This is a genomic window from Brevibacterium rongguiense, assembly GCF_009857845.1.
Classification (GTDB): domain Bacteria; phylum Actinomycetota; class Actinomycetes; order Actinomycetales; family Brevibacteriaceae; genus Brevibacterium; species Brevibacterium rongguiense.
On the sequence record NZ_WWEQ01000050.1, the window covers coordinates 1 to 22,281 of the forward strand.

The 22,281-nt window shown below is 71.6% G+C and carries 18 protein-coding genes; 9 read left to right on the forward strand and 9 right to left on the reverse strand.

Going from position 1 to position 22,281, the window contains the following annotated elements; genetic code table 11:
• Positions 1-629 precede the first annotated feature (629 nt).
• A complete protein-coding gene (locus tag GSY69_RS10515; RefSeq protein WP_160953806.1) occupies positions 630-1,058 on the reverse strand; it encodes an META domain-containing protein in 429 nt (142 codons plus the stop codon).
• A 223-nt stretch (positions 1,059-1,281) separates the two neighbouring features.
• Between GSY69_RS10515 and GSY69_RS10520 the strand changes: the two genes are divergently transcribed.
• The 3 genes from GSY69_RS10520 (at position 1,282) to GSY69_RS10530 (ending at position 3,191) form a co-directional block, all read left to right on the forward strand.
• Positions 1,282-1,698, forward strand: coding sequence for an SRPBCC family protein (locus GSY69_RS10520; RefSeq protein WP_160953807.1), 417 nt, complete (start codon positions 1,282-1,284; stop codon positions 1,696-1,698).
• Positions 1,695-2,126, forward strand: a complete 432-nt coding sequence (locus GSY69_RS10525) for a MarR family winged helix-turn-helix transcriptional regulator (RefSeq protein WP_160953808.1) — start codon at positions 1,695-1,697, stop codon at positions 2,124-2,126. Before GSY69_RS10520 ends, GSY69_RS10525 begins: the two co-directional genes overlap by 4 nt.
• 78 nt (positions 2,127-2,204) lie before the next feature.
• A complete protein-coding gene (locus GSY69_RS10530) occupies positions 2,205-3,191 on the forward strand; it encodes an IS481 family transposase (RefSeq protein WP_160953809.1) in 987 nt (328 codons plus the stop codon).
• On the opposite strand, the gene GSY69_RS10535 is transcribed toward GSY69_RS10530, so the two are convergent.
• The 5 genes from GSY69_RS10535 to GSY69_RS10555 all read right to left on the reverse strand — a co-directional run bounded on the left by GSY69_RS10535 (position 3,188) and on the right by GSY69_RS10555 (position 8,871).
• Positions 3,188-3,613, reverse strand: coding sequence for an META domain-containing protein (locus GSY69_RS10535; protein WP_160953810.1), 426 nt, complete (start codon positions 3,611-3,613; stop codon positions 3,188-3,190). The genes GSY69_RS10530 and GSY69_RS10535 overlap by 4 nt on opposite strands.
• A 155-nt stretch (positions 3,614-3,768) precedes the next feature.
• Positions 3,769-5,922, reverse strand: coding sequence for a trypsin-like serine protease (locus GSY69_RS10540; protein ID WP_160953811.1), 2,154 nt, complete (start codon positions 5,920-5,922; stop codon positions 3,769-3,771).
• A gap of 308 nt (positions 5,923-6,230) precedes the next feature.
• Complete coding sequence (locus GSY69_RS10545) at positions 6,231-6,659, reverse strand: DUF6157 family protein (protein WP_202411036.1); 429 nt, start codon at positions 6,657-6,659, stop codon at positions 6,231-6,233.
• 44 nt (positions 6,660-6,703) lie between these two features.
• Positions 6,704-7,408: a metal-dependent transcriptional regulator gene (locus GSY69_RS10550; protein ID WP_160953812.1), complete on the reverse strand. Its 705-nt coding sequence runs from the start codon at positions 7,406-7,408 to the stop codon at positions 6,704-6,706.
• A gap of 191 nt (positions 7,409-7,599) precedes the next feature.
• Complete coding sequence (locus GSY69_RS10555) at positions 7,600-8,871, reverse strand: Nramp family divalent metal transporter (protein ID WP_160953813.1); 1,272 nt, start codon at positions 8,869-8,871, stop codon at positions 7,600-7,602.
• A 308-nt stretch (positions 8,872-9,179) separates the two neighbouring features.
• On the opposite strand from GSY69_RS10555, the gene GSY69_RS14705 reads away from it, so the two are divergent.
• Entirely contained in the window at positions 9,180-13,397 is a 4,218-nt protein-coding gene (locus GSY69_RS14705) for an efflux RND transporter permease subunit (protein ID WP_328698848.1), read from the forward strand.
• Between the two features lie 224 nt (positions 13,398-13,621).
• Positions 13,622-14,545: a CPBP family intramembrane glutamic endopeptidase gene (locus tag GSY69_RS10575; protein ID WP_328698849.1), complete on the forward strand. Its 924-nt coding sequence runs from the start codon at positions 13,622-13,624 to the stop codon at positions 14,543-14,545.
• 319 nt (positions 14,546-14,864) lie between these two features.
• Here GSY69_RS10575 and GSY69_RS10580 read toward each other — a convergent pair whose 3' ends face one another.
• Positions 14,865-16,328: an MFS transporter gene (locus GSY69_RS10580; RefSeq protein ID WP_160953814.1), complete on the reverse strand. Its 1,464-nt coding sequence runs from the start codon at positions 16,326-16,328 to the stop codon at positions 14,865-14,867.
• 126 nt (positions 16,329-16,454) lie between these two features.
• Between GSY69_RS10580 and GSY69_RS10585 the strand changes: the two genes are divergently transcribed.
• The gene (locus tag GSY69_RS10585; protein WP_160953815.1) at positions 16,455-17,252 is read left to right on the forward strand and encodes a TetR/AcrR family transcriptional regulator; all 798 of its coding nucleotides are present in this window, start codon (positions 16,455-16,457) and stop codon (positions 17,250-17,252) included.
• A 196-nt stretch (positions 17,253-17,448) separates the two neighbouring features.
• Here GSY69_RS10585 and GSY69_RS10590 read toward each other — a convergent pair whose 3' ends face one another.
• Both GSY69_RS10590 and GSY69_RS10595 read right to left on the reverse strand, forming a co-directional pair.
• Positions 17,449-18,090 carry a VOC family protein gene (locus tag GSY69_RS10590; RefSeq protein WP_160953816.1) on the reverse strand — a complete coding sequence of 214 codons (642 nt, stop codon included), beginning with the start codon at positions 18,088-18,090 and terminating at the stop codon, positions 17,449-17,451.
• Positions 18,091-18,328: 238 nt separating this feature from the next.
• Complete coding sequence (locus tag GSY69_RS10595) at positions 18,329-18,814, reverse strand: inorganic diphosphatase (RefSeq protein WP_160953817.1); 486 nt, start codon at positions 18,812-18,814, stop codon at positions 18,329-18,331.
• 248 nt (positions 18,815-19,062) lie between these two features.
• Between GSY69_RS10595 and dacB the strand changes: the two genes are divergently transcribed.
• From dacB to GSY69_RS10610, 3 genes are all read left to right on the forward strand, one after another.
• Positions 19,063-20,550, forward strand: a complete 1,488-nt coding sequence (gene dacB, locus GSY69_RS10600) for a D-alanyl-D-alanine carboxypeptidase/D-alanyl-D-alanine endopeptidase (protein WP_328698850.1) — start codon at positions 19,063-19,065, stop codon at positions 20,548-20,550.
• The gene (locus GSY69_RS10605) at positions 20,547-21,665 is read left to right on the forward strand and encodes a zinc-dependent metalloprotease (RefSeq protein WP_160953818.1); all 1,119 of its coding nucleotides are present in this window, start codon (positions 20,547-20,549) and stop codon (positions 21,663-21,665) included. The genes dacB and GSY69_RS10605 overlap by 4 nt, the downstream gene beginning before the upstream one ends.
• Positions 21,666-21,922: 257 nt before the next feature.
• On the forward strand, positions 21,923-22,281 hold a 359-nt coding region (locus GSY69_RS10610; protein WP_328698851.1), incomplete at its 3' end, for an ATP-binding protein.

The window sequence follows — 22,281 nt, forward strand, 5'->3', positions numbered from 1 at the left end:
GAACACGGCCCGGCTCCACGAAGCTCTCGGCTACCGCACCCCAGCGAGCGTCGAAGCGTCCTACACTCACCCCACGACGACCGCGCCCGCGACCGTCTAACCACGGAACGAAACCCAGGGCGCTTCAAGATGACCGCTTCGCCGTTGCTGGCTTTCGCGAAGCCTTCGACCGCGTGGTCCTTGGATGCCAATTTCGCAACCTGTGCACTGAGAGCTGAGAAGGTGCTTGTTGGGGCGGCACTGGCGGACGGTGCCGACACGACGGCTCCGCCGAAAGCGAGGATTGCGGCGGCACTCATCGCGGTACCGCGCAGGACAGGGGGGTGGGCCATGAAATTCTTCTCCGTTCCGAGCATCTAACGATGCGGGGCGCGCCTGAGGGGAAGAAATCAGGCTGTGACGGGGACGACTCTTCCACCCGAAGAGGGGCCGGTCAACATTTGATAACTTTTGGTCATTCTGGTTTCGAATTCATGGCGGGCCGTCGTCACACCAGATGTTCATGCAGTGTCGAGTTGCGGTAGCTCACTGTTGCGCAGTACTGCTGAACCAAGACAGAGCCCCGATCCTCGCCTGCGCAGGTTGCCCTTGATCGGCAAGGGGAAGGCGGCGTCCTTGGCGCGTGACGCTCAAGAACTCGCCGGCGCAGTGGCGTCGCGTTCGAAATGGAGGGCGCCTAGCTTTTCGGCCTTCGCATTGAACAGAATCAACTCGTCCCCGTCGAGTACTGCGCGACGAGGGTTGCGAAGCCAGCTGTTCACACCGACGCAGGCGCGAAGTGTTGTCATGTATGGCTTCAGTTCCGCGCCTCCGTCCGTCTTCGTGAACGTCGTATGGATGCCGTTGCATCCATCGGTTCCTTCGACACTGCCATCGGCATTGAACGTCAGATGGGGGTGGCCCTTCTCGTCGGAACCCCAGGTGCCGAGGATGCTGCGGGGCGCTTCGGTCGTGGGCTGCTGTGACGATTCCACGGTGGCTCCGTTCTCTCCGCAGCCGGAGAGCAGCGCTGCGGCTGCGATGAGTCCGGCGAACGTCGTGGACAGTGTGCGCTTCATGTTCGGTTCCCTTCGGTGAACCGTGCCTCGTGATCGCACTCGCCCTGCAGTCGGTGGCGGCGAGTGGACGGCGTGAACACTCGTAGCCTAGCGGCGCAGCCTGGAAGTTCCAGTGGGCTCGACAGAGTCGGCGCCGCGCAGGTGGTTCTCCGGGCGGTACTAGGTGTAACGACCGGGGACGTTGGTTGATATGATATGCGTACTTACTATCTCAGGAGGATGCATGTGGTCTGCCACGTATCAGGGGCGAACGCCCGCAACGCCCGCCCAGGTCTACGCGTTGCTCTCGGACGTGACGACATGGCCGTCATGGAACCCGGGAGTCACCGGCATCGACATGGACGGCCCGTTCCAGGCCGGTACGACTGCCACGATGAACTTTCCCGACGGGAGCAGCCTGCCGTTCAGCATCACGTGGGCTGAGCCTGGCGTGGGCTATGAGGACCTCACCCCGGTCCCCGATGCGGGGGTTGAGGTGCGTGTGCGCCATGAGGCCGCAGCCGGCCCGGACGGGACCGTCATCACCTACAGGTGCACGGTCGAAGGAGCCTCGGATGAGGTGTGTGCTCAGGTTGGGCAGGGCGTGTGCGAGGACTTCAATGAGGTGATCGCCGCACTCGGGGTTGCCGCGACGCGATGAGCGACTCACTGCCTCCGGAGTCCAGCCCCGGCCTGCTCCTGTGGCGCGTGACCCTGCGCTGGCAGCGTCAGATCGCGGCCGCCCTCAAGTCCCACGGATTGACGCATGTGCAGTTCGTGCTCCTGACCTCCACGTGGTGGCTGACCCACGAGGGCAACGAGCAGCCCAGTCAGCGTCGCGTGGCCGAGTTCGCCGGCACGGACGTGATGATGACCTCCCAGGTGCTTCGTACCCTCGAGGGCAAGGGGCTCCTCGAACGCCGAGACGATCCTGCCGATGCCCGGAGCAAGATCGTCTCGGTGACCCCTGCAGGCAGACAGCTGGCAACCGGAGCCGTTCGTGACGTCGAGTCGGTCGACCAACACTTCTTCGCACCCGTCAACGGCCAAGAACTCCTAGCCCTCCTCCACGAGCTGGAACGGGACTGAACCTCACCCTGAGTCTCGCCCTGCGGGGCAGCTGCCGCCCGGTAGCTGCCCCGCAATTCATTCCCCGACAGGACCTCAATGTCACACGCCAACGCAGCACTCACCCCGCGCCACCGTCTGATCGTCGGCCGTCTCGTTGTCGATGACGGATGGCCTGTCAGCGAGGTCGCCGCCCGATTCCAAGTCTCCTGGCCGACGGTGAAGCGCTGGGCCGACCGCTACCGCGCTGGTCAGTCGATGCAGGACCGCTCCTCACGCCCGCACCACTCGCCGAACAAGACCGACACGGCGACGACGAAGCGCTGTATCCAGCTGCGACTCCGGCTGAGGGAAGGACCAGTGCAGCTCGCGTGCAGGCTGGGGATCGCGCCGTCGACGGTCCACCGGATCCTGACCGATGCTCACCTGAACCGGCTCTCGCATGTCGACCGCGCCACGGGTGAGCCCGTCCGTCGCTACGAGCATGGCCATCCTGGCGCGATGCTCCACGTCGACGTGAAGAAGCTCGGCAACATCCCCGACGGCGGCGGCTGGCGCTACGTCGGCCGCCAACAGGGAGAGAAGAACCGCGCCGCCACACCAGGCAAGCCCCGGAACAAGTACCGGGACCCGTTGATGGGCAAGGCCTACGTCCACACCGTCATCGACGACCACTCCCGCGTCGCCTACGCCGAGATCCACGACGACGAAACCGCGATCACCGCCACCGCAGTGCTGGTGAGGGCCGTCGAGTGGTTCAACGCCCGCGGCGTCACCGTCGAACGCGTCCTGTCCGACAACGGCGGCGCCTACCGCTCACACCTATGGCGAGACACCTGCGCAGAGCTCGGAGTCAGGCACAAGCGCACGCGGCCGTATCGGCCGCAGACCAACGGCAAGATCGAGCGGTTCCACCGCACCCTGGCCGACGGCTGGGCCTACGCCCGCTGCTACACCTCCGAAACGGAACGCCGGGGCGAGCTGGAGGGCTGGCTGCACTACTACAACCACCACCGGCCCCACACGGCCTGCGGGAACCAGCCGCCCTTCTCACGTTTGATCAACGTCTCCGGTCAGTACAACTAGGAATGCACGGGTCCCGGGGTGTCGCCCTCCCGCTTGAGGACACCCAGTCTGTCGCTACCGGAGTAGGCGACGAGCTCATCGCCATTCATCGCCACGCGAGTGACATCCTTGAGCCACGGGTCGATGCCGACGCAGGCGCGTCGAGTCGAAATGTAGGGCTCGAGTTCCGCGCCATCGTTCGTCTGCTCATAGCTCGTGAAGATGCCGTTGCACCCGTCGGTCCCCTCGACTCGGCCGTCGGCGCTGAACGTCAGGTAGGGATGGCTTTTCTCATCCGATCCCCAGGTGCCGACGATGCTGCGGGGCTCCTGGGTGGTGGGCTGCTGTGACGATTCCACGGTGGCTCCGTTCTGTCCGCAACCGCTGAGCAGCACCGCGGCTGCGAAGAGCCCGGCGAACGACGTGCTCAGTGTGCGCTTCATGACTGCTGTGCTCCGTTGACATGCTCGCTCGCCGGGTGCCCGGCATAAGGGACGACAACGACTGAGGGGCACGGAGTCGAAACTCCGTGCCCCTCAGCCTAGCGGCGCCCCCTGGAGGCTGCCTGACTGCTGTGCCGAACTACGGCACTTGCGGCTCAGCGCCGGGTGCGGCGGCGGACCGTCAGGACCAGGCCCGCGCCCAGCGCCAGGAGGCCGGCGGCGGCAGCGAGTGCCACGCCCACCTCGGAGCCGGTGCGGGGCAGGTCGCCGTTGCCCTTGTTGCCGTCGTCGTTGCTGCCGCCGTTGCCCTGGTCATCGGCGACGACCTTGAACGAGGAGTTCAGCGCCGTGGCGCCCTGGGCGGTGGTGGACTTCGCCTTCGTGGCGTTGGACTCGAAGTTCGCCTTGACGTCGTACTTGCCCAGGTAGACCTTCTTGTCGGACGCGCTGGCCAGGCCCCACACGCGGGTGGAGACGGTGCCGTCCTTGGCGACGGTGGCGGTCTCCTTCTTCGCGGAGATGCCGTCCTTCGAGGTGGTGATGGTGGCCTTGCTGCCGGGCTTGGCGCCGGTCAGCGCGATCGTCACGCCCACCTTCTTGTCCTTGTCGCCGTTGCCCACGAACTTGTCCAGGCCGATGGTGCGCGGCTGGACGGCCAGCTTGGCCTGGGCCGGCGCGGGGGCCGTGGAGGTGGGCTTCTTCGAAGGCGACTTGGACGGGGACTTCGTGGGGGCCGGCGTGCTGGGCTCCGGCTTCGGGTCCTCGGCCAGCTTGCTGGTGATGTACTTGACGGTAGTGCCACGGGTGACCGTGTACTTCGTCGTCAGGTAGACCTTGCCGGTGACGGTGCCCTCGGTCTTCTCGGCCGTGAACGACCACTTGTCGCCCTTGACCTCGACCTTGTGCTTCTTGCCCTTCGAGTCGACGAAGGTGCCGCCGGTGAAGCCGGTGGCGCCGGTGCCGGAGACCTTGCCGCCGGGCTTGATCGAGCCCTCGGGGGCAGCTGGCTTGGGTGCCGGGGTCTGCGTGGCCGGGGCCGAGCTCGACGGCGTCGCGGAGGCCGAATCCGTGGCGGTGGGCGCCGCGGTGGTCGGCGCCGCCGTGGTGGGCTTCGGGCTCGCGGGCAGCTTGCCGGACGGCGTCTTGTAGCCGATCGTCTTGGCGACGAGGACGCGCGTCTTGTTCTTCATCTGGTTGAGATCGTTGCTCAGGTCAGCGGCGAAGGAGAACGGAGTGCCGTTTGACTGCTCGCCACCACCGGAGAGCACACCCAGTGCGTTTCCACGCGAATTGACGAAGGGACCGCCCGAGTCACCGTGGTCGCTGAGGGCGTCGGTGCCAAACCCGTAGACCTTTCGGCCGCTGACATCGACCCATCCGCTCGTCATGATGACCTTGCCGGTCTTGTACCCGGTGGTTCGACCGCTGCGGGCGATCTTCTCGCCGTTCTTGGCCGTGGCAATGCCCGTGACGTTGCGAGTCTTGGTGAGCAGGTCATTCTTCTTCGCACCGGCCTCGTCCCACTGGGTGATCCGCGGGACGACGGGGGTGCCCTTGGCGAGCGCGATGAGGGAGAAGTCGGTGCTCGTCTTCTTCTCTTCGCCGTTGCGCGCCGCCTTCGTCTGCCCGGGCTTGCCAAAGCGATAGTCCACGACCTTGCCGGTGAAACCCTTCGGGGCGAGTCGCGCAGTGGAGGTGTCGGTGGGCTTGCCCGTGTAGGCACCGTCGCCACTGGCGAGTGTCTCGAAGACGCTCATCGCCTTGCCGGTGGTGATGTCCGCCTTTGCATTGGGAGCGACTCCGGTGCAGTGGCCAGCCGAAACCGCCTGGGGGGAGAAATCAGACGAGCTGAGCGAGGCGAAGCCGATGGAGCAGTAGCCCCTCACCGACGTTGCGCTGGCGCTGGTGCCGGCGGCGTAGCCTCCACCGCCCACGGTGGTGCCGGGGCTGCCGGCACGCGCGGTGAGCGGAGCCTTGAGCTCGATCGTCTGGATCTTGTTGTCCTTGATGAGCCCGGCGGAAGCGGCGGAGACGCCTTTGCCCTTGAGCTTGACGACCACAGGTTTGCCGTTCTGCGCCTGCCCGAAGCCCTGAATGGTTGGGTCCTGCTTGAACGTGGCCTCGGCCTCCGCCTTCACCTCGGCGAAGGAGGCGGTCGCCTGCGAGGGCTTGGCCTGGGGCTTCTGGTCGGACTTCGGGGCCTCGCTCGGGGCGGCCGAGGCGGCGGGGGCGGCCAGGGCCACTCCTCCGAAGCCCAGGACGGCCGCAGCACCGAGGGAGGTGAAGCGCTGTGCGCGGGTTGCGCTCATCGGGTGTCTCTCCGGTTTCTGCATCCTCAGCGGATGCTTTGGGACTGTCGAAGCGGCGCCTCCGGCTCGGAGCCGGGGCGACAAGCCCTTCCGACACTTCCAGGGGGTGGCGCACAGGTCAAGTTCAGATAACTTTTGGTCATTTTGTTTACGTGCCGGTCAGGTCCGCGGCCCACTCGCTGCGAAAAGCGCGTGATTCACCCCTGGTGAGCACGGTGAAAGGGAGCGCCCTGCCGCTGGGGGCGGGCGCAGGCGCTGAGCCTGCACGTAACGAAACTGACGTATTCGCCGTCCGTCCCGGCGCGCGCTCAGCGCGCGGACCGCATCGCGGCCATGACCTTCACGCGCGAGCTGTCGCGCGGGTCCAGGCCCAGGACCAGCGAGTCGTACTCCCGCGAGCCCTTGCCGTAGAGCGCCACGCGCCCGTCGGCATCGCAGTGGAAGCCCCAGCCGTACTTCTGCGCGAGGTCGGATGAGCGCAGGCACGGCTGGCCCTTCGCAAAGAACTCCTCGCGCGCCGCCGGCCGCTCGTCCTCGGGGATGCCGTTGCGATCGGCCCAGACGGTGAAGACGATGTCGTCGGAGGTGAACCGGTAGGGCGCGTCCGCGAGCAGCTCGTAGGTGCGCCGCGCAACCGTGGGCGTCTCGCGCTCCGGGGGCACGGTGGGCCCCGGAGCGGGGGAGTCGGGTGCCACGCCGATGAAGGTGCTGGTGTAGTTCGTGGTGTGCTCGGCCATGAGCCCCAGGGTAGCCGCGCCGCGGCCCCGCCAGCGGACCGGACTCAGCCGGCCGGCCGAACCCAGAGCGCGGCGGCGATCGCCGCGGGCACTGGGGAGCCCTGCGATCCCGCGGACGTGCAGACCGCCCCGTCGGCTCCCACCTCCACGCGCGCACCCGGGGTGATGCCGGCCTTCGCGGCGGCCGCGAGGACCTCCCGGTCCGCATCGGAGACCCGCACCACCTCGAAGGCCTGGGGACCGCTCGCCTGCGCCAGCGCCACCGTGTCCGCATCGCGGTGGGTGCGGCCGCTGGCGTCCGGGATCGGGTCGCCGTGCGGATCGTGGCTGGGCCGGCCGAGCAGGGCATCGATGCGCGCGGTGAAGTCGTCGGAGACCGCGTGCTCGAGCCGCTCGGCCTCGTCGTGCACCTCGTCCCAGCCATAGCCCAGCCGCTCGACGAGGAAGGTTTCGATGAGCCGGTGCCGGCGCACCATCTGGACCGCCAGCGCCCGGCCGGCGGCGGTGAGCTCGACGGGGCGGTACGGCGTGTACGCGACGAGGCCCATGCCCGCCAGCCGCTTGACCGTGTCCGTCACGCTGGCCGGGCTCGTCCCGAACTTCTCCGCCAGGCCCTTCGCGCTGATGGGCGCCTGGCCCCATTCCGTCGTCGACCAGATGGTCTTGAGGTAGTCCTGGGCCACGGGGCTCAGCGAATCGACGTCGCGTGCCTCCGGCCGCTGCTCTGCCTCGCGCTCCCTCTTGCCCACGGGCTCACCCTAGCGGCACGCAGACGCCCGCGCCCGAGGTGCGGGCAGGGGTCCGGGCCGGCCCGCACCTCGGGCGCGAGCCGCAGAAGGGTGCGGGCAGCAGGCGGGTGCGGACTGGGTCGAACTCGCGGGCTGGCCGGCGCTCACCCGGTGAGCGCCAGGGGGTCAACCCGCGCGGTGGGCGGCACCGGCTACGCCTGCCCCGTGACGGTGAGGACGACGAGCGCGGCGTTGAGGGCGATGATGAGCGCGCACGCCGCCCACCCCAGCCAGTGGATGAGGCGCGGGCTGGCGAATTCGCCCATGAGGTCGCGGCGGGAGGTGTAGGCGATGAGCGGGATGATGGCGAACGGGATGCCCAGGCTCAGCAGCACCTGGCTGAGCACGAGCGCCAGCGTGGGGTCGAAGCCCACTGCCAGGATCGCCAGTGCAGGAATGAGCGTGACCGCGCGGCGGGCCAGCAGGGGCACGTTCACGTGGAGCAGGCCGCCCATGATCGCGGAGCCCGCATAGGCGCCCACGGAGGTGGAGGCCAGCCCGGAGGCCAGCAGCCCCACCGCGAATGCGACGCCGATCGCGGGGCCCAGCGCGTGCGCGATGGCGGCGTGGGCACCGGCGATCGTGTCCGTGCCCTCCACGCCGGGCAGGCTCGCGGCGGCCAGCAGCAGCATCGCGATGTTCACCGAGCCCGCGACGACGAGCGCCGCCAGCACGTCGGCGCGGGTGCCCGCCAGGATGCGCCGGATGAGCGGGCGCGGCAGGTCCGAGCCGAACCGGTCGCGGGTGAGCGAGGAGTGCAGGTAGACCGCGTGGGGCATGACGGTGGCGCCCAGCATGGACGCGGCCAGCAGCACCGACTTCGAGCCCTCGAAGCGCGGGACCAGACCGCCGGCCACCCCGCCCCAGTCCGGGGGGCTGAAGAAGAGGCCCGCGACGAACCCCACGACGATGACGAGGAGCAGCCCGCTGATGAGGCGCTCGAACCAGCGCTGGCCGAACCGGTTCTGCGTGGCCAGCAGGAGCATGGAGACCGCGCCCACGATCAGCCCGCCCACCACGAGCGGCAGGCCGAAGAGGATCTGCAGTGCGATCGCCCCGCCCACCACCTCGGCGATGTCCGTGGCCGCGGCGACGATCTCCGCCTGGCCCCAGAACAGCAGGCGCGGGCCCCGGCGCAGGCGCTCGCCCAGCAGCTGCGGCAGCGAGCGGCCCGTCACGATGCCCAGCTTGGCCGAGAGGTACTGGACGAGCATCGCGATGACGTTGGCCGCCACGAGCACCCAGACGAGCAGGTAGCCGAACTCCGCGCCCGCGCTGAGGTTCGCCGCGACGTTGCCGGGGTCCACATAGGCGATCGCGGCCACGAAGGCGGGGCCCATGAGCGCCACGAGCGGGCCGGCCGGCGGCTTGGTGCGCACCGTCGGATCCTGGCCGCGGGGGGTGGTGGGTGGTCGGACTGCCATGGGCTGCCTCCTTCGCGTCGTGTGGTGTGGGGTGCGGTGCGGGCACGGTTGCCGCGCCGCCGGTGAAATTTAAGGTAGCTTAAATTTTGGCCGCGGACCAATCAGCGCGCGCTCATGCGTCGCGCTCTGCCCTGCGTTCGTGCGCTGTGCTCCTCGCTGCGGGAACGCGCCTGCGCACCGCGCCCGGCCGGGGAACCCGCCGCCCAGAAGTGAGGCTTGCCCCACCCCACCGGGTCGCGGCGGACACCTAGGATGGTCGCAATCGCGGCCGCCGCTGGGCGCTCGCCCCGCTTCCCGGAAGGCCCCACGTGAATCTCCTCGCCCGCCTGAGCCTGAAGAACCGCGCGCTCATCGCGCTGATCTCCCTGTGCGCGGTGGTGTTCGGGGTCATCGCGGCGGGCTCGCTCAAGCAGGAGCTCTTCCCCCAGTTCGAGCTGCCTCAGGCGATCGTCACCACCCAGTACCAGGGAGCCTCGCCGCAGTCCGTCGAGCGCGAGGTCACCGATCCCCTCGAGCAGGCGCTCAACGGGGTCCAGGACGTCGAGTCGGTGAAGTCGACCTCGTCCACCGGCAGCTCGCAGATCACCGTCGAGACGAAGTACGGCACGAGCTCCGATGACATCGTGCGCGAACTCCAGCGCGCCGTCTCCGAGGTGGAGCCCCAGCTGCCCGACGACGTCACGCCCACCGTCTTCGCCGGCAGCGTCGATCAGTTCCCCGTCGTCGTCATGTCCGTCAACGGCGCGGACGCGAACACGGACAAGCTGGCAGAGCAGCTCGACGACGTGGCCGTGCCCGCGTTCAAGAAGCTCGACGGGGTGCGCGGGGCCGCCGTCTCCGGTGAGAACGTCAAGCAGGTCAACATCCGCGTGCGCCTGGACGACGCGGAGGACAAGGGCGTCTCCGTCGACCAGATCGCCTCCCTGCTCCAGGCCAACGGGGTGCCCACCTCCGCCGGCGACCTCAAGGACGGCGACGACGAGGCTCCGGTCGAGGTGGGCAAGCGGCTGTCGAAGCTCGACGACCTCAAGAAGCTCACCCTCACCGGTGAGGACGGGCAGGTCCGGCTGTCCAGCGTCGCCGACGTGACCCTGGCGAACGCACCGGTCACCAGCATCTCCCGCACGAACGGCAAGGCCTCGCTGACGCTGGCCGTGACGAAGAAGCCGGACGCCAACACCGTCGACGTCGCCCATGCCGTCCAGGACGCGCTGCCGGACGTGCAGGCGAAGATGGGCGGCGACACCCACTTCACCGTCCTCTTCGATCAGGCGCCGTTCATCGAGCAGTCGATTCACGACCTCGTGACCGAGGGGCTGCTGGGCCTCGCATTCGCCGTCGTCATCATCCTCGTCTTCCTCTTCAGCGTGCGCGCCACGCTCATCACGGCGATCTCCATCCCGCTGTCCCTGCTCATCACGCTCATCGGCCTGTGGCAGGGCGGGTACAGCCTCAACATGCTCACGCTGTCCGCGCTGACGATCTCGATCGGCCGCGTCGTGGACGACTCGATCGTCGTCATCGAGGCGATCCGCCGTAGGCATGCGCTGGGCGGGTCGAAGTTCGGCAACATCCTGGCCGCCGTGGGCGAGGTCGCCGGGGCCATCACCGCCTCGACACTCACGACGATCGCGGTGTTCCTGCCGCTCGTCTTCGTCTCCGGCCAGACGGGCGAGCTGTTCAGGCCCTTCGCCCTCACCGTCACGATCGCGCTGGCCTCCTCGCTGCTCGTGGCCCTGACGATCGTGCCCGTCCTGGCCTACTGGTTCCTGCGCGCCCGGGAGTCGCGCGTGCGCCTGAGCCGCGCGCAGAAGAGGGAGATCCGCCGCGATCGGGCCGCGGGCCTGGCGCAGTGGCGCGCCGAGCGCCGGGCTGCGAATAAGGCGGGCAGGCGCCGCCGGGGCCGGGGTGCGCACTCCGCGGGCTCGGCTCCGCTGGGCGCGGCCGCAGCCGGTGCGCCGGGAGCGACCGCCGCCGAGGCGCGGGCCGGGTCCGCTGCCCCCACCGGCTCCCATGCGCTGGGCGTGGGCGACCCGGACGCCACGCAGGAGATGCCCGCTGCGGTGGAACCGAACGCAGCGGCCGCCGGCCCCGCCCCCGCCGGCAGGACCGCCGGCATGGTCACCGGCCCGGCGCCGGCAGGCATGACCGCGGACGGCGGGGGAGCCGGTCCGCACGCCGAGGACGGTGCGCAGGACGCCGCCCAGGTCGACGAACTGGCCAGCCTGCACTCACCCGTCACCCGCCTCCAGCGGACGTACACGCCGATCATCGGCTGGACGACCCGCCACCCCGTCATCACGCTGGTCGCCGCGGTCGTCGTCCTCGTGCTGACGTTCTCCATGACCCCGCTGCTCAAGACCGAGCTGCTGGGCGACACCGGTCAGGACACGCTGCAGGTGCAGCAGAAGTTCGCCCCGGGCACGGACATCGAGGGCGCCTCGCAGACGGCGAAGAAGGTCGAGGATGTGCTCGCCGCCGACGACGCGGTCAAGGACTACCAGTTCTCCGTGGGCGGCTCCGGATTCGAAGGCGGCGGCAGCTCCAGCGGCGGGCTGACCGGCAGCTACATCCTCAACCTCCACGACGGTGCGCAGAGCGCGGAGGTCTCCGAGGAGCTGCAGAGGAAGTTCGACGCGCTGCGCGGCGCCGGCGACGTCGAGGTGCAGGCCGGCCAGCAGTCGCCGGGCGGCTCCACGATCGACGTGACGCTCACGGCCAACGACGCGAAGGCGCTCACCACCGGTGCGGAGGCGTTGGCGAAGGCGCTCAAGGGCAAGGACGGCATCCAGCAGGTCACCGACGACCAGGAGGCCGTGCAGAAGATCATCGAGGTCGACATCGACCACAGGAAGGCCGGGAAGAAGGGCCTGACCGAGTCGCAGATCGGCCAGTACGTCGCCCGCGCCATGGACGGCCAGAACATCGGCTCCGTGACCTTCGACGACGTCAGCCACAAGGTCTACCTCTTCCAGCGCGAGGCGAAGACGGTCAAGGAGCTCAAGGAGCTGAAGATCCCATACACGGCCGGCGGTGCGGGTGCCGGCGCGGCGGGCGCCGGAGCCGCGGGCGGCGGGACCAGCGGGTCGGCCGGAGGCGCTGCGAGCGGCGGTTCCGCCGCCGGTGCGGGCGCCGCAGGATCGGGTGCTGCCGGTGCGGGCGCCGCCGGAGCGGGTGCGGCCGGAGCCGTCGGACAGGCCGCCCGCGTGCCCTCCGCGGACGGTCGGGCAGGATCCGGTGCGGCGGGCACCACCGGGGCGGGCGCAGCGCCGCCCGCGGAGGCTGGCGCAGCGCCGCGCGCGGAGACCGCGGTGCTCGAGCGCACCTCGGCCGCGGTCTGGGAGCCGGGCGGCTCCTCGGCGGTGGCCGCCATGGCCAACCGGAGCCCGCAGCCCAGCTCCTCGCTGGGCGGGCAGACGCAGCCCCCCGGCCAGCCCGAGCAGCCCGCGCCGAGCCAGCCGGCGCCCAGCCGGCAGCCCCAGCAGCCCGCGCCCAGCCAGCAGCCCCAGGCGCCCGCGCAGACGCAGCAGCCCCAGCTGCCGCAGGCGCCGGCTCAGCCGCGGGTCCCGGCCCAGAACCCGGGCGGGCAGGACTCGGGGGCCGGGTCGGCCGCAGCGGAGCAGAAGACGGTGCGGCTGAAGAACGTCGCAGCAGTGCGCCAGGTGACGACCGCCCCGGTCATCGCCCACTCGGATGGGCAGCGCGCCGCGACCGTGAGCGTGACGCCGGCCGGTGACAACCTGGGCGCCGTGACGAAGACGGTGCAGGACGCGGTGGACGCCGCGGACCTGCCGCAGGGGGTCACCGCCAGCCTGGGCGGCGCGTCGCAGGAGCAGCAGGACTCGTTCCAGCAGCTGGGCCTGGCAATGCTCGCGGCTATCCTCATCGTCTTCGTCATCCTCGTGGCGACGTTCAAGTCCCTCATCCAGCCGTTCATCCTGCTCGTCTCCATCCCGTTCGCCGCAACCGGCTCGATCGGGCTGCTCGTGGCCACGGGCACGCCACTGGGGCTCACGGCGATGATCGGGCTGCTCATGCTCATCGGCATCGTCGTGACGAACGCGATCGTGCTCATCGACCTCATCAACAGCTTCCGCCGGCGGGGCGTGGACCTGCAGACCGCCGTGGTCCAGGGGGCCAGGCTGCGCTACCGGCCCATCATCATGACCGCGCTCGCCACGATCTTCGCGCTCACCCCCATGGCGCTCGGCCTCACGGGCGGTGGGGTCTTCATCTCCAAGCCCCTGGCGATCGTGGTCATCGGCGGCCTCGTGACCTCCACGCTGCTCACGCTGATCCTCGTGCCGGTGCTCTACCAGCTCATCGAGGGTGCCCAGGAGCGCCGCGCGGCCAAGCGGCGCATCGCCGCCCAGGCGCGTGGGCGCGTCATCGACGCCGCCGAGGCGCACGCTGCCGGAGCGGGCGCCGAATCGGGCGGTGTGGGCGCGGGTGCGACCGCGCCAGGCGGCGCGGGCGCAGACACGGCCGGGGCGGGCCGTGCGGACGGCCCGGACGGCCGGCCGTGAGCGACGGCGCTCCGGGCCGGGGAAAACGACCGGAGCGGCGGCCCGGGAATCCCCCGGAGACCCCACCCGGGGATCCGTTGGCTGGGCCGCAGGACACCTCGCCTGGGAACCCGCCCGTCAACCCGCGGCAGCCCTCTCCTGCCGACCCGCCTGGGAACCCGCCGTCGAACTCCTCGGGCGGGGGAGGGACGGCGGCCGGGCCTGCGCCTCGGCGGCGGTGGGGCGTGGAGCTCGTCCTCGTCGCCGCGCTGTCGCTGGGCCAGTCCGCGGTCTATGCGGCGGTGCGGCTCGCCGATGTGCTCAGCCGCGGCCCGCTGTCCCAGGCGCAGGCGAAGCTCAACACCTCGCAGTCGCCCCGGCCGTGGTTCGACCTCGTCTACCAGCTCCTCGACATCGGCTTCGCACTCGTGCCGGTCGGCCTCGTCCTCTACCTCATGTCGCTCGACCGCACCCTGCCGGGGCCCGTGCGGGGCCGGGAAGCAGGCAGTGGATCGCGGGCCGAATCCAGCGTCGTGCCGCGGGCAGGGGCACGGGCCGAGGCGCGGACAGAGCCGTCCAGCAGCCCCGCCACCGCGGCGGCTGCGGGGGCGCAGCCCCCGGTCCTCGCCGCGCCGTGCGCGCGGATGGGCTTCGACTTGCGCCGCCCGTGGGGTGATCTGTGGCGCGGTGCGGTGCTGTTCCTCGTCATCGGCGTGGGGACCCTGGGGGTCTACGCCGCGGGCCGCGCGCTGGGGCTCACCGCGCAGGTGCAGCCGGCGAACCTGGGCTCGTACTGGTGGACGGTGACCGTGCTGCTGCTCGCAGCTGTGAAGAACGGCATCCTCGAGGAGGTGCTGCTCCTGGGCTTCGGCGCCGACCGTCTGGCTCGTCTGGGCGCGCGGCCCTGGCTCATCGTCGTGGGGCTCGCGGTCTTCCGCGGCAGCTACCACCTGTACCAGGGGATCGGGCCGTTCGCGGGCAACGTCGCCATGGGCCTGCTCTTCGGATGGCTGTTCCTGCGCGGCCGGTGCGGGGAGGCGTGCGGCACCGGGGACGGGCGGGCGCCGCGCGGCTTCGGGCGCGTCATGCCGTTCGTCCTCGCCCACACGCTCATCGATGCGGTGGGCTTCCTGGCCCCGGGCATCCTCGCGGCCATCGACCCCCGCTGAGCCGCCGGGTCACGGAGCGGACCAGCCGGGCGGGGCGAGCGGAAGGCCAGAGGCCCGAGCGGATCGTGACGATCCGCCCGGGCCTCTGGCCTTCCGGGGGTGCCGCGCAGCCGGTGACGCACGTGCACGTGCAGCTGTGGGATCGGTGCACGCGCGAGAGCGGGTGCCGGGGCCGGCGCGGGGCAGGCGAACCGGCTGGTCGCGGGCGGGCGCTCCTGCCGCAGCAGTGCCCCCGGTCGCAGCGCCCTGCCGCCTCGACGCCCCGCGGTCTCGGGGCTCCTGCCGCAGCAGTGCCCTGCCGCCGCAGCGCCCGTCGGCCTCAGTGCTCCTCGGTCTCCGTCGAGTCCGTGAAGCTGCGCAGGCCGATCGCGCCCAGCACCACCACGATGACGGCGAGGATCGCGAAGGAGATCTGCTGGGAGTGGACGAACCCGGCCACCGTCGCCGCATCCCACGCCCCCTGCGGCAGGCTGCTGCCCACCACGGCGGCCATGACGGTGCCCACGATCGCAACGCCCACGGCATTGCCCAGCTCCTGCGCGGTGTCGTTCATCGCGGAGCCGATCGAGGTGTGGGTCTCCGGCAGCGCGCCCAGCAGGGCGACGGCGCCGGTCGTCATGATGGTGCGCATCCCCGCGGTCATGATGAGCATCGCGATCGCGCACCAGATGAACCCGTGGCCCACGGCATAGATCCACACGAGCAGGCTGATGAGGACCAGGGCGGTGCCGCCGGTGGCGGTCCTGCGATGGCCGTACTTCGCGACCGCGCGGTCGACGAACGGCCCGGCCAGCAGCATGCCGGCGACGAACGGCAGGTTGGCGAGCCCGGCCTGGAAGGCCGACCAGCCCCAGGCGAACTGGTAGAGCTGGGTGGAGACGAACATGACGCCCACCATCGCCATCATGACACCGGTCTGCAGGATCGCCGAGCCGCGCACCGTGGGCAGCGCCAGGAGCTTGAGGTCGAGCATGGGGTGCATCGCGGTGCGCTCGCGCCACACGAAGCCCACGAGCGCCGCGATCCCGCCGGCCGTGACGCCCAGCGTGATGGGCGAGGTCCAGCCGTTGTCCACTCCGGAGGTGAACGAGTAGAGCAGCAGGCCCAGGGCCGCGACGGACAGGAGCGCGCCGGGGATGTCGGCCCCGCCCGGACGGCGGTCGGCCGGGTCGTCGCGGTCGACGCCGAAGCGCACGCCCAGCCACGCGATCGCGGCGATCGGGGCGTTGAGGACCAGGAGCGCCTGCCAGGGCCAGCTGGCGATTGCGAGGCCGGCCAGTGTGGGGCCGACCGCGAAGCCGATCATCGAGACGACCATGATGAGGCCGATCGCCTTGGTCCGCAGGTCGTCGCGGTCGAAGAGGCGGAAGATGAGCGACATCGTCAGCGGTGCGATGAGGGCGGCGAAGGCGCCGGAGACCGCGCGCACCGCGATGAGCTGGGCCGGGTTGCTCACAAGCAGCACGGCGAGCCCCGAGGCCCCGAACAGGGCCAGGCCCACGAGCAGCGTGCGCCGGCGGCCGAGCATGTCGCCCAGCGTTCCGCCCACCATGAGCAGGCCGCCGAACGTCAGCGAGTAGGCGCCCACGATCCACTGGAGGTCCGTGGGGGAGGCGCTCAGATCGCGGCCGATCGTGGGCAGCGCGATGTTGAGGATGGAATTGTCGACCATTTCGACGAGCATCGTCAGGCACAGGCCGATGAGGGCGGGCAGGGCCGCGCGCATGCTCTGCGGCTTCGCGGAGCTGCGGGCGGGGGTCGCGGTGGTGGTGGAGGGGGTCATGGCGTTCCTTCCGGGAGATCCCAGTGGGTGGACCGCGTTCGTATGGAACACTGTTCGAAGTGTCGAACCGTGTTCGAGAATAGAACGCTGTTTGATCCAGCGCAAGTCCCTGCGTAGATTCGTCCTATGGCCCCAGACACATCGCCCTCCCAGCCCCGCCGCCGAGGCGCGGGCAGGCAGGCGCGCCAGCGCGCCTCGCTCTCCCTCGAGCAGATCGTCGCCACCGCGATCGCCACCCTTGATCGCGACGGCGCGGAGAAGCTCACGCTGCGCAGCCTCGCCGCGGAGCTGGGCAGCGGGGTGGCGAGCCTGTACTGGTACGCCTCCGGCAAGGAGGAGCTCATGGGGATCGTCGCCGATGAGCTGCTGGGCCGCGCGCTCGCACAGGTCGACCGCCTTGCTGCCGACGGGCGGGAGGCGCCCCCGGAGTTCGCCGCGCACCCGGCCCCGGCCGCGGATCGCCAGACCAGCGCCGCAAGCGCACGGGGGCTCATCCGCCTGCGGCGCATGGTGCTGTGCCTGTTCGTCCAGATGATCGAGCATCGCTGGCTCGCGGGCCAGCTGGTCAAGGCGGGCCCGGACCAGGAGAACTCGCTGATGTTCTGGGAGCGGATCGGACAGGTGCTCCAGGGCATGGAGCTCACGGTCGACCAGCAGTTCCATGCCTCGATTGCGGTGGTGAACTACGCCTCGGGCATGGGCGTGGAGATCTCCCAGACTGCCCGCGACCGGGCGGAGATGGACGATCCGGCCGCGATGTTCACGGCCCAGGTGGAGGAGTGGGAGTCCCTGAGCGAGGAGCGCTTCCCGTTCGTCCGCTCGATCATCGGCGCGTTCGTGCAGTTCGACGACGCCTCGGAATTCATCGCGGGCCTCGACCTGCTGCTCGCCGGCATCGAGCGCCAGACCTGGGCGGACCGGTAGCCGGCGAGGGGCCCGTACTGCGATCGGGCGGAACTGCGCCCGTGCGGCGGTGAGGGCGCCGTGGTCGGGCCAGTGCGGAGCGCAGCGGTTGCGGGGCTCGTGCCGCCTGGGGGACGGTCGGTGGCCGACCCGGCCGGCGCCTCGGTGCCAGGGGAGCAGCGGCTGCCGGGAGGAACGGGCGCCGGGAAGAGGTCCGTCAGATGACGACGGTGCCCTGCGGGGTCTCGAACGTCACGGACATGAGGCCCGGGATGCCGTTCGGGGCGTCCCAGTCGATCCCGACCTCCGGGATGGGCTTGGGATCGTCCGTGTCGAGCCACTCGCGCAGCCGCTCGCGCGAGCCCGCGATCTGCAGCGATGCGATCGACACCGGCTGCTCGGCGGGGCGCTGCGAGGGGTGCTGGGCGCGCGGGGAGATCCAGTGGATGAAGAAGGGCAGCTGCGGATCGGCGATGAGGCCCTTGATGCCGATCTGCTTCCACAGCAACTCGTCGGCGCCCTCCGGGGTCCGGTTGCCGTCGACGGCGCGGCGCTCGAGCCGCTCCTCGATGGGGTCGAGGTCGTCGACCCGCACACACCAGCCCATCCAGCCGCCGCCCAGCTCCGAGCGGGCGCGCACCGCCTGGCCGAACGGGGTGGACAGCGCCGCCGGGTGCTCGAGGGGCTCGACGACCTCGAGGTAGTGCTCGCCGGTGAGCGGGAAGATGAGGTTGCGGGTGCCGAAGCGCGGGTGCACGCCCCCGTTGTACGGGGTGATCTTCAGGGCGTCGGCGATGCGCTCGGCCGCGGCCTCGTAGCCGTCGGGGCCGCTTGCGAAGGAGACGTGATCGAGCTGCATGCCTGCACCCTCGCACATCGCCCGGAGCGGGGAGAATGAGGCGACGCTTAGTTATGGGCGCACCGGGTAACGATGATGCAGGTCACAGCGTGCGAACCGCGGAACCCGCCGACGAGCGCAGGCTGCCCGCATTCCCAGCCCGGCAGCCCAGCGGGCCGCACGGCGGGAATGCGGGCAGTCGGCGCGCCCCAGCGCCCCAGCGCACCTCGGTGCGGGCGACGCTGAGAGCGGCGGGTGCTCAGTGCTCGTTCTTGAAGCGCTCGATCGACTCGTTGATGATGCGCTCGGCGTCCTCGCGGCCGCCCCAGTCCGAGCCCTTGACGAACTTGTTGGGCTCGAGGTCCTTGTAGTGGACGAAGAAGTGCTCGATCGCGTCGAGCACGTCCTGGTCGACGTCCTTGACGTCCTGGATCTTGTCGAAGCGCGGATCGCCGCCCAGCACGGCGAGGACCTTGTCGTCGCCGCCGGCCTCGTCGGTCATGTGGAAGACGCCCACGGGGCGCGCATCGACGAGGCAGCCGGGGAACACTGGCTCGGTGAGCAGCACGAGCACGTCGAGCGGATCGCCGTCCTCGCCCAGGGTGTCCTCGAAGTAGCCGTAGTCGGTGGGGTAGGCCATCGACGTGAAGAGGTAGCGGTCGAGCTTGACGCGCCCCGTCTCGTGGTCGACCTCGTACTTGTTGCGCGAGCCGCGCGGGATCTCGATCGTAGCCAGAAGCTCCATGGTGCTCCTCCTGTGTGCGTGGGCGGTCAGTGCAGTGCCGGTCGCCGTCCTGCGGCCGCGGTGCGCGGCGGGCTGACCCGGGACGCGCGGCCCCGGTCCGGCTCGGTCCTGTGCGGCGGGCGGCACGGGCCGCCGCCGCCCAGGCGACTGTCCTAGCATAGTGACAGTCGCCGCCGGGCCCGGCGGCGGCATGGGCGCCCAGTCCGGCGGCACGCCGCGCGCAGCCCGGGCAGATCCGCAGGGGGAATGTGAACGGCAACGGCTTCAACAGCGAGGAGCAGCCGCTGCGCTCCCGCGAGCGCCCGCGCCAGCGCGGCCGCCGCGCACGCCGCCGCAAGGGCCGGCTGGCGGTGCAGCTGACCGCGGGCATCGTGGTGCTGGGGCTCGTGGGCTACGGCGTCGCCGACGCCTACGACACCGTGCCGGGCTTCCTCACCACCGCACCGGAGCAGGTCATCGACCCGCTGCCCGAACCGGTCGCCCACGCCGGCAGTGCGAGCGCGGGCAAGCGGCTCGACGCCGACGCCCCCGTGCCCGCGAACATCGCGGACCGGCTGGACAGTGCGCTGGCGGCCAAGGGGCTCAAGGGCAAGGTGGGCGCCGAGGTCCGCGACGCCGTCACCGGCGACGTCCTCTACTCCGAGGGCGCACAGCGCCAGCGCACCCCCGCCTCCGTGACGAAGGCGCTCACCGCCGCCGCTGCCCTGGGCAGGCTGGGCGCCCAGTCGACGTTCACCACGAGCGCGGCCCTCTCCCAGTCCGGCGGCACGCCCACCCTGTCCCTCGTGGGCGGCGGCGATGTGCTCCTGGGCGCCGGCGCCTCCCAGCCGGACCAGATCTCCGGGCGCGCCGGCCTGGGCACGCTCGCCGCCTCCACTGCCGCTGCCCTCAAGGACAAGGGCGTGGACTCCGTGCGGCTGAGCGCCGACCTGAGCCGCTATGCGAAACCGGACTTCAACGCGGGCTGGCAGCGGGCGGACATCGCCGCCGGCTACATCGCGCCGATCGGCCCCCTCATGATCGATGCCGCCCGCACCCGCCCCGTGCGCAACGCCCCCCGCGAAGCCGACCCGGCGGCCGTGGCGCTCGACGCCTTCGCGACCGCCCTGGAGAAGCAGGGCATCGACGTCGCGCAGGCCAAGCCCGCGCAGGCGGCGCAGGATTCGCAGACCCTCGCCTCCGTGCAGTCCGCGCCGCTGGCCGACGTGCTGCGCTACGCGCTCCTGGAGAGCGACAACGTCGTCTCGGAGGTCATGGGCCACGAGGTGGCCATCTCGATGGGCGCCGAGCCCTCGGAGGACGGGGCGCCCCAGGCGGTCCTCGACGCGCTGGCCGGCATGAAGCTCGACACGGGCTCCATCAGCCTCAAGGACACCTCCGGCCTCAACTACGGCAACCGGATCTCCCCGCACGACCTGGCCGGTGTGCTGCGCCAGGCCGCCGCGGCCGACGGCGACCTGTCGCTGCTCGTGCCGAACATGCCCGTGGGCGGCCTGTCCGGCACCCTTGCCGATCGCTTCCGCGACGCGGGCTCAAAGGCGGCCGCCGGCCGGGTGAGCGCCAAGACGGGCACCCTGTCCACGGTGTCCTCCCTGGCGGGCACCGTGCTCACCGACGACGGGCGGCTGCTCGTCTTCGCGCTCATGGCCGACGGGCTGCCCGCCGGCAGCGCGCAGTCCGCGCGGGCGGTGCTCGACCGCACCGTGTCCTCGCTCTCGCAGTGCGGCTGCTCGTGACGGCGCCCCCCGCACCGGGCGCGGCCGCGCCCGCCGGCCTCATCGACGTCGCCGAGGCGGTGCGCACCGTCCGCGAGCTCGCGCCGGCGGGGGAGCTGCCGGCGCCCGAGCAGGCGCGCGCGCTCGTGCGCGAGCTGCGCGCTGCCGCCGGCACCGCGGAGGGCCTCGTCTTCGAGGTCATGGCGCTGCCGCCGGCCACGGAGGCGCAGGCGCGCCGCGCCATGGCGGCCGGCTCGGTTGCCGTTGTGGACCGGTTGGGCTGGGCCGAGGCGAACGCGCGCACCTTCGCCCAGCTGGCCGCGGAGCTCGAACCGCTGGTCGCGCGGCCGCAGGGTTCGGGCCTCGGCCGCCTGGCCGGGCGGCTGCCCGGTGCGCGCCGGGCCTCGCAGCTCCTCGCCCGGCGCACCGCCTCCGCCCAGACCGGGGCGGTGCTCGCGATCCTCTCCGGGCGCGTGCTGGGCCAGTTCGATCCCTTCGGCGCCGAGGGCCGCCTGCTGCTCGTGGCGCCCAACGTCTACCGCATCGAGCGCGCGCTGCGCGCTGTGCCCCGCGACTTCCGGCTGTGGGTGGCGCTGCACGAGCAGACCCACCGCGCGCAGTTCGCCGCCGCGCCCTGGCTCCGGGCGCACCTGCGGGAGCTGCTCGCGCAGTTCGCCGCCGGTGCGGATCCCGACTACCGGCGGTTGGGCGCCGTGCTGCGCCGCCTGCCCGACGCGCTGCGCCGCCGCGCGTCGCTCATCGACGTCACCGCCGACCCTGCCCAGCAGCGCGTGCTCGACCGCGTCACGGCGGTGATGAGCCTGCTTGAGGGCCACGCCGACGTCGTCATGGACGCCGTGGGGCCCGGTGCCATCCCGACGGTCGCGGACATCCGCCGGGCCTTCGACACCCGGAGGGCCGACGCCGGCGGGGTGCGCGGCGCCGTCGCGGACCTCCTGGGGCTCACGGCGAAGCTGCGGCAGTACGAGCGCGGCGCGGTGTTCGTGCGCGCCGTCGTCGCCGCGCGCGGCCACACCGGCCTGGCGCGCGTCTGGGAGGGCCCCGACCTCCTGCCCGCGCCCGAGGAGATCGCAGACCCCGACCGCTGGCTGGCCCGCGTGCCGGCGCACGGGTGAGCCCCGGCCCGGCCGGGCCGCCCAGTGCGCGGCCGGACCCGGCACCGGGCGGGGACGCCGACCCGGCCCCGGAGCCCGCAGCGCCCGCGGCGCCTGAGCCCGGCGCACCGGAGCCCGTTGTCCCCAAGTCCGTGGCCCCGGAGCCCGGTGTCCCAGCGCCAGCGCCCGCGGTGCCCGCAGACCCGGTGCGCGCGGCTCCGACGGCCGCCGCGCGCCGGCCCCGCCTGGACGCGGACACGGCCGCCATTCGCGCTGCCGTGCGCGCCGCCCTCCCGCCCGAGCCCCACGCGCTCATCGTCGCCGTCTCCGGCGGTGCGGACTCGATGGCGCTCGCTGCCGCCTGCGCTCACGTGGGGCGGGCCAGCGGCCACGCCTTCACCGCGGTCACGGTCGACCACGGCCTGCAGGAGGGCTCCGCCGCCATCGCCGCGCGCGCGGTGGCGGCGGTGCAGGCCCTCGGCCTGCCGGCCCGGACCGTGCGGGTGGATGTCGCGCGCACCGGCGGGCCCGAGGCCGCGGGGCGCGCCGCCGCCCCCCCCGGGCCCCCACCCCCCCCCCCCCCCGGGGGGCCGCGCCCGGCCGGGCTTCTGCGCCCCCCCGGGGGCGGTTCTGCTCT

Excerpts from the sequence above, each read along its gene's own strand:
- GSY69_RS10515 (WP_160953806.1), bottom strand. The coding sequence starts at position 1,058 with ATGAAGCGCACACTGTCCACGACGTTCGCCGGACTCATCGCAGCCGCA.
- GSY69_RS10520 (WP_160953807.1), top strand. The coding sequence starts at position 1,282 with ATGTGGTCTGCCACGTATCAGGGGCGAACGCCCGCAACGCCCGCCCAG.
- GSY69_RS10525 (WP_160953808.1), top strand. The coding sequence starts at position 1,695 with ATGAGCGACTCACTGCCTCCGGAGTCCAGCCCCGGCCTGCTCCTGTGG.
- GSY69_RS10530 (WP_160953809.1), top strand. The coding sequence starts at position 2,205 with ATGTCACACGCCAACGCAGCACTCACCCCGCGCCACCGTCTGATCGTC.
- GSY69_RS10535 (WP_160953810.1), bottom strand. The coding sequence starts at position 3,613 with ATGAAGCGCACACTGAGCACGTCGTTCGCCGGGCTCTTCGCAGCCGCG.
- GSY69_RS10540 (WP_160953811.1), bottom strand. The coding sequence starts at position 5,922 with ATGAGCGCAACCCGCGCACAGCGCTTCACCTCCCTCGGTGCTGCGGCC.
- GSY69_RS10545 (WP_202411036.1), bottom strand. The coding sequence starts at position 6,659 with ATGGCCGAGCACACCACGAACTACACCAGCACCTTCATCGGCGTGGCA.
- GSY69_RS10555 (WP_160953813.1), bottom strand. The coding sequence starts at position 8,871 with ATGGCAGTCCGACCACCCACCACCCCCCGCGGCCAGGATCCGACGGTG.
- GSY69_RS10580 (WP_160953814.1), bottom strand. The coding sequence starts at position 16,328 with ATGACCCCCTCCACCACCACCGCGACCCCCGCCCGCAGCTCCGCGAAG.
- GSY69_RS10585 (WP_160953815.1), top strand. The coding sequence starts at position 16,455 with ATGGCCCCAGACACATCGCCCTCCCAGCCCCGCCGCCGAGGCGCGGGC.
- GSY69_RS10590 (WP_160953816.1), bottom strand. The coding sequence starts at position 18,090 with ATGCAGCTCGATCACGTCTCCTTCGCAAGCGGCCCCGACGGCTACGAG.
- GSY69_RS10595 (WP_160953817.1), bottom strand. The coding sequence starts at position 18,814 with ATGGAGCTTCTGGCTACGATCGAGATCCCGCGCGGCTCGCGCAACAAG.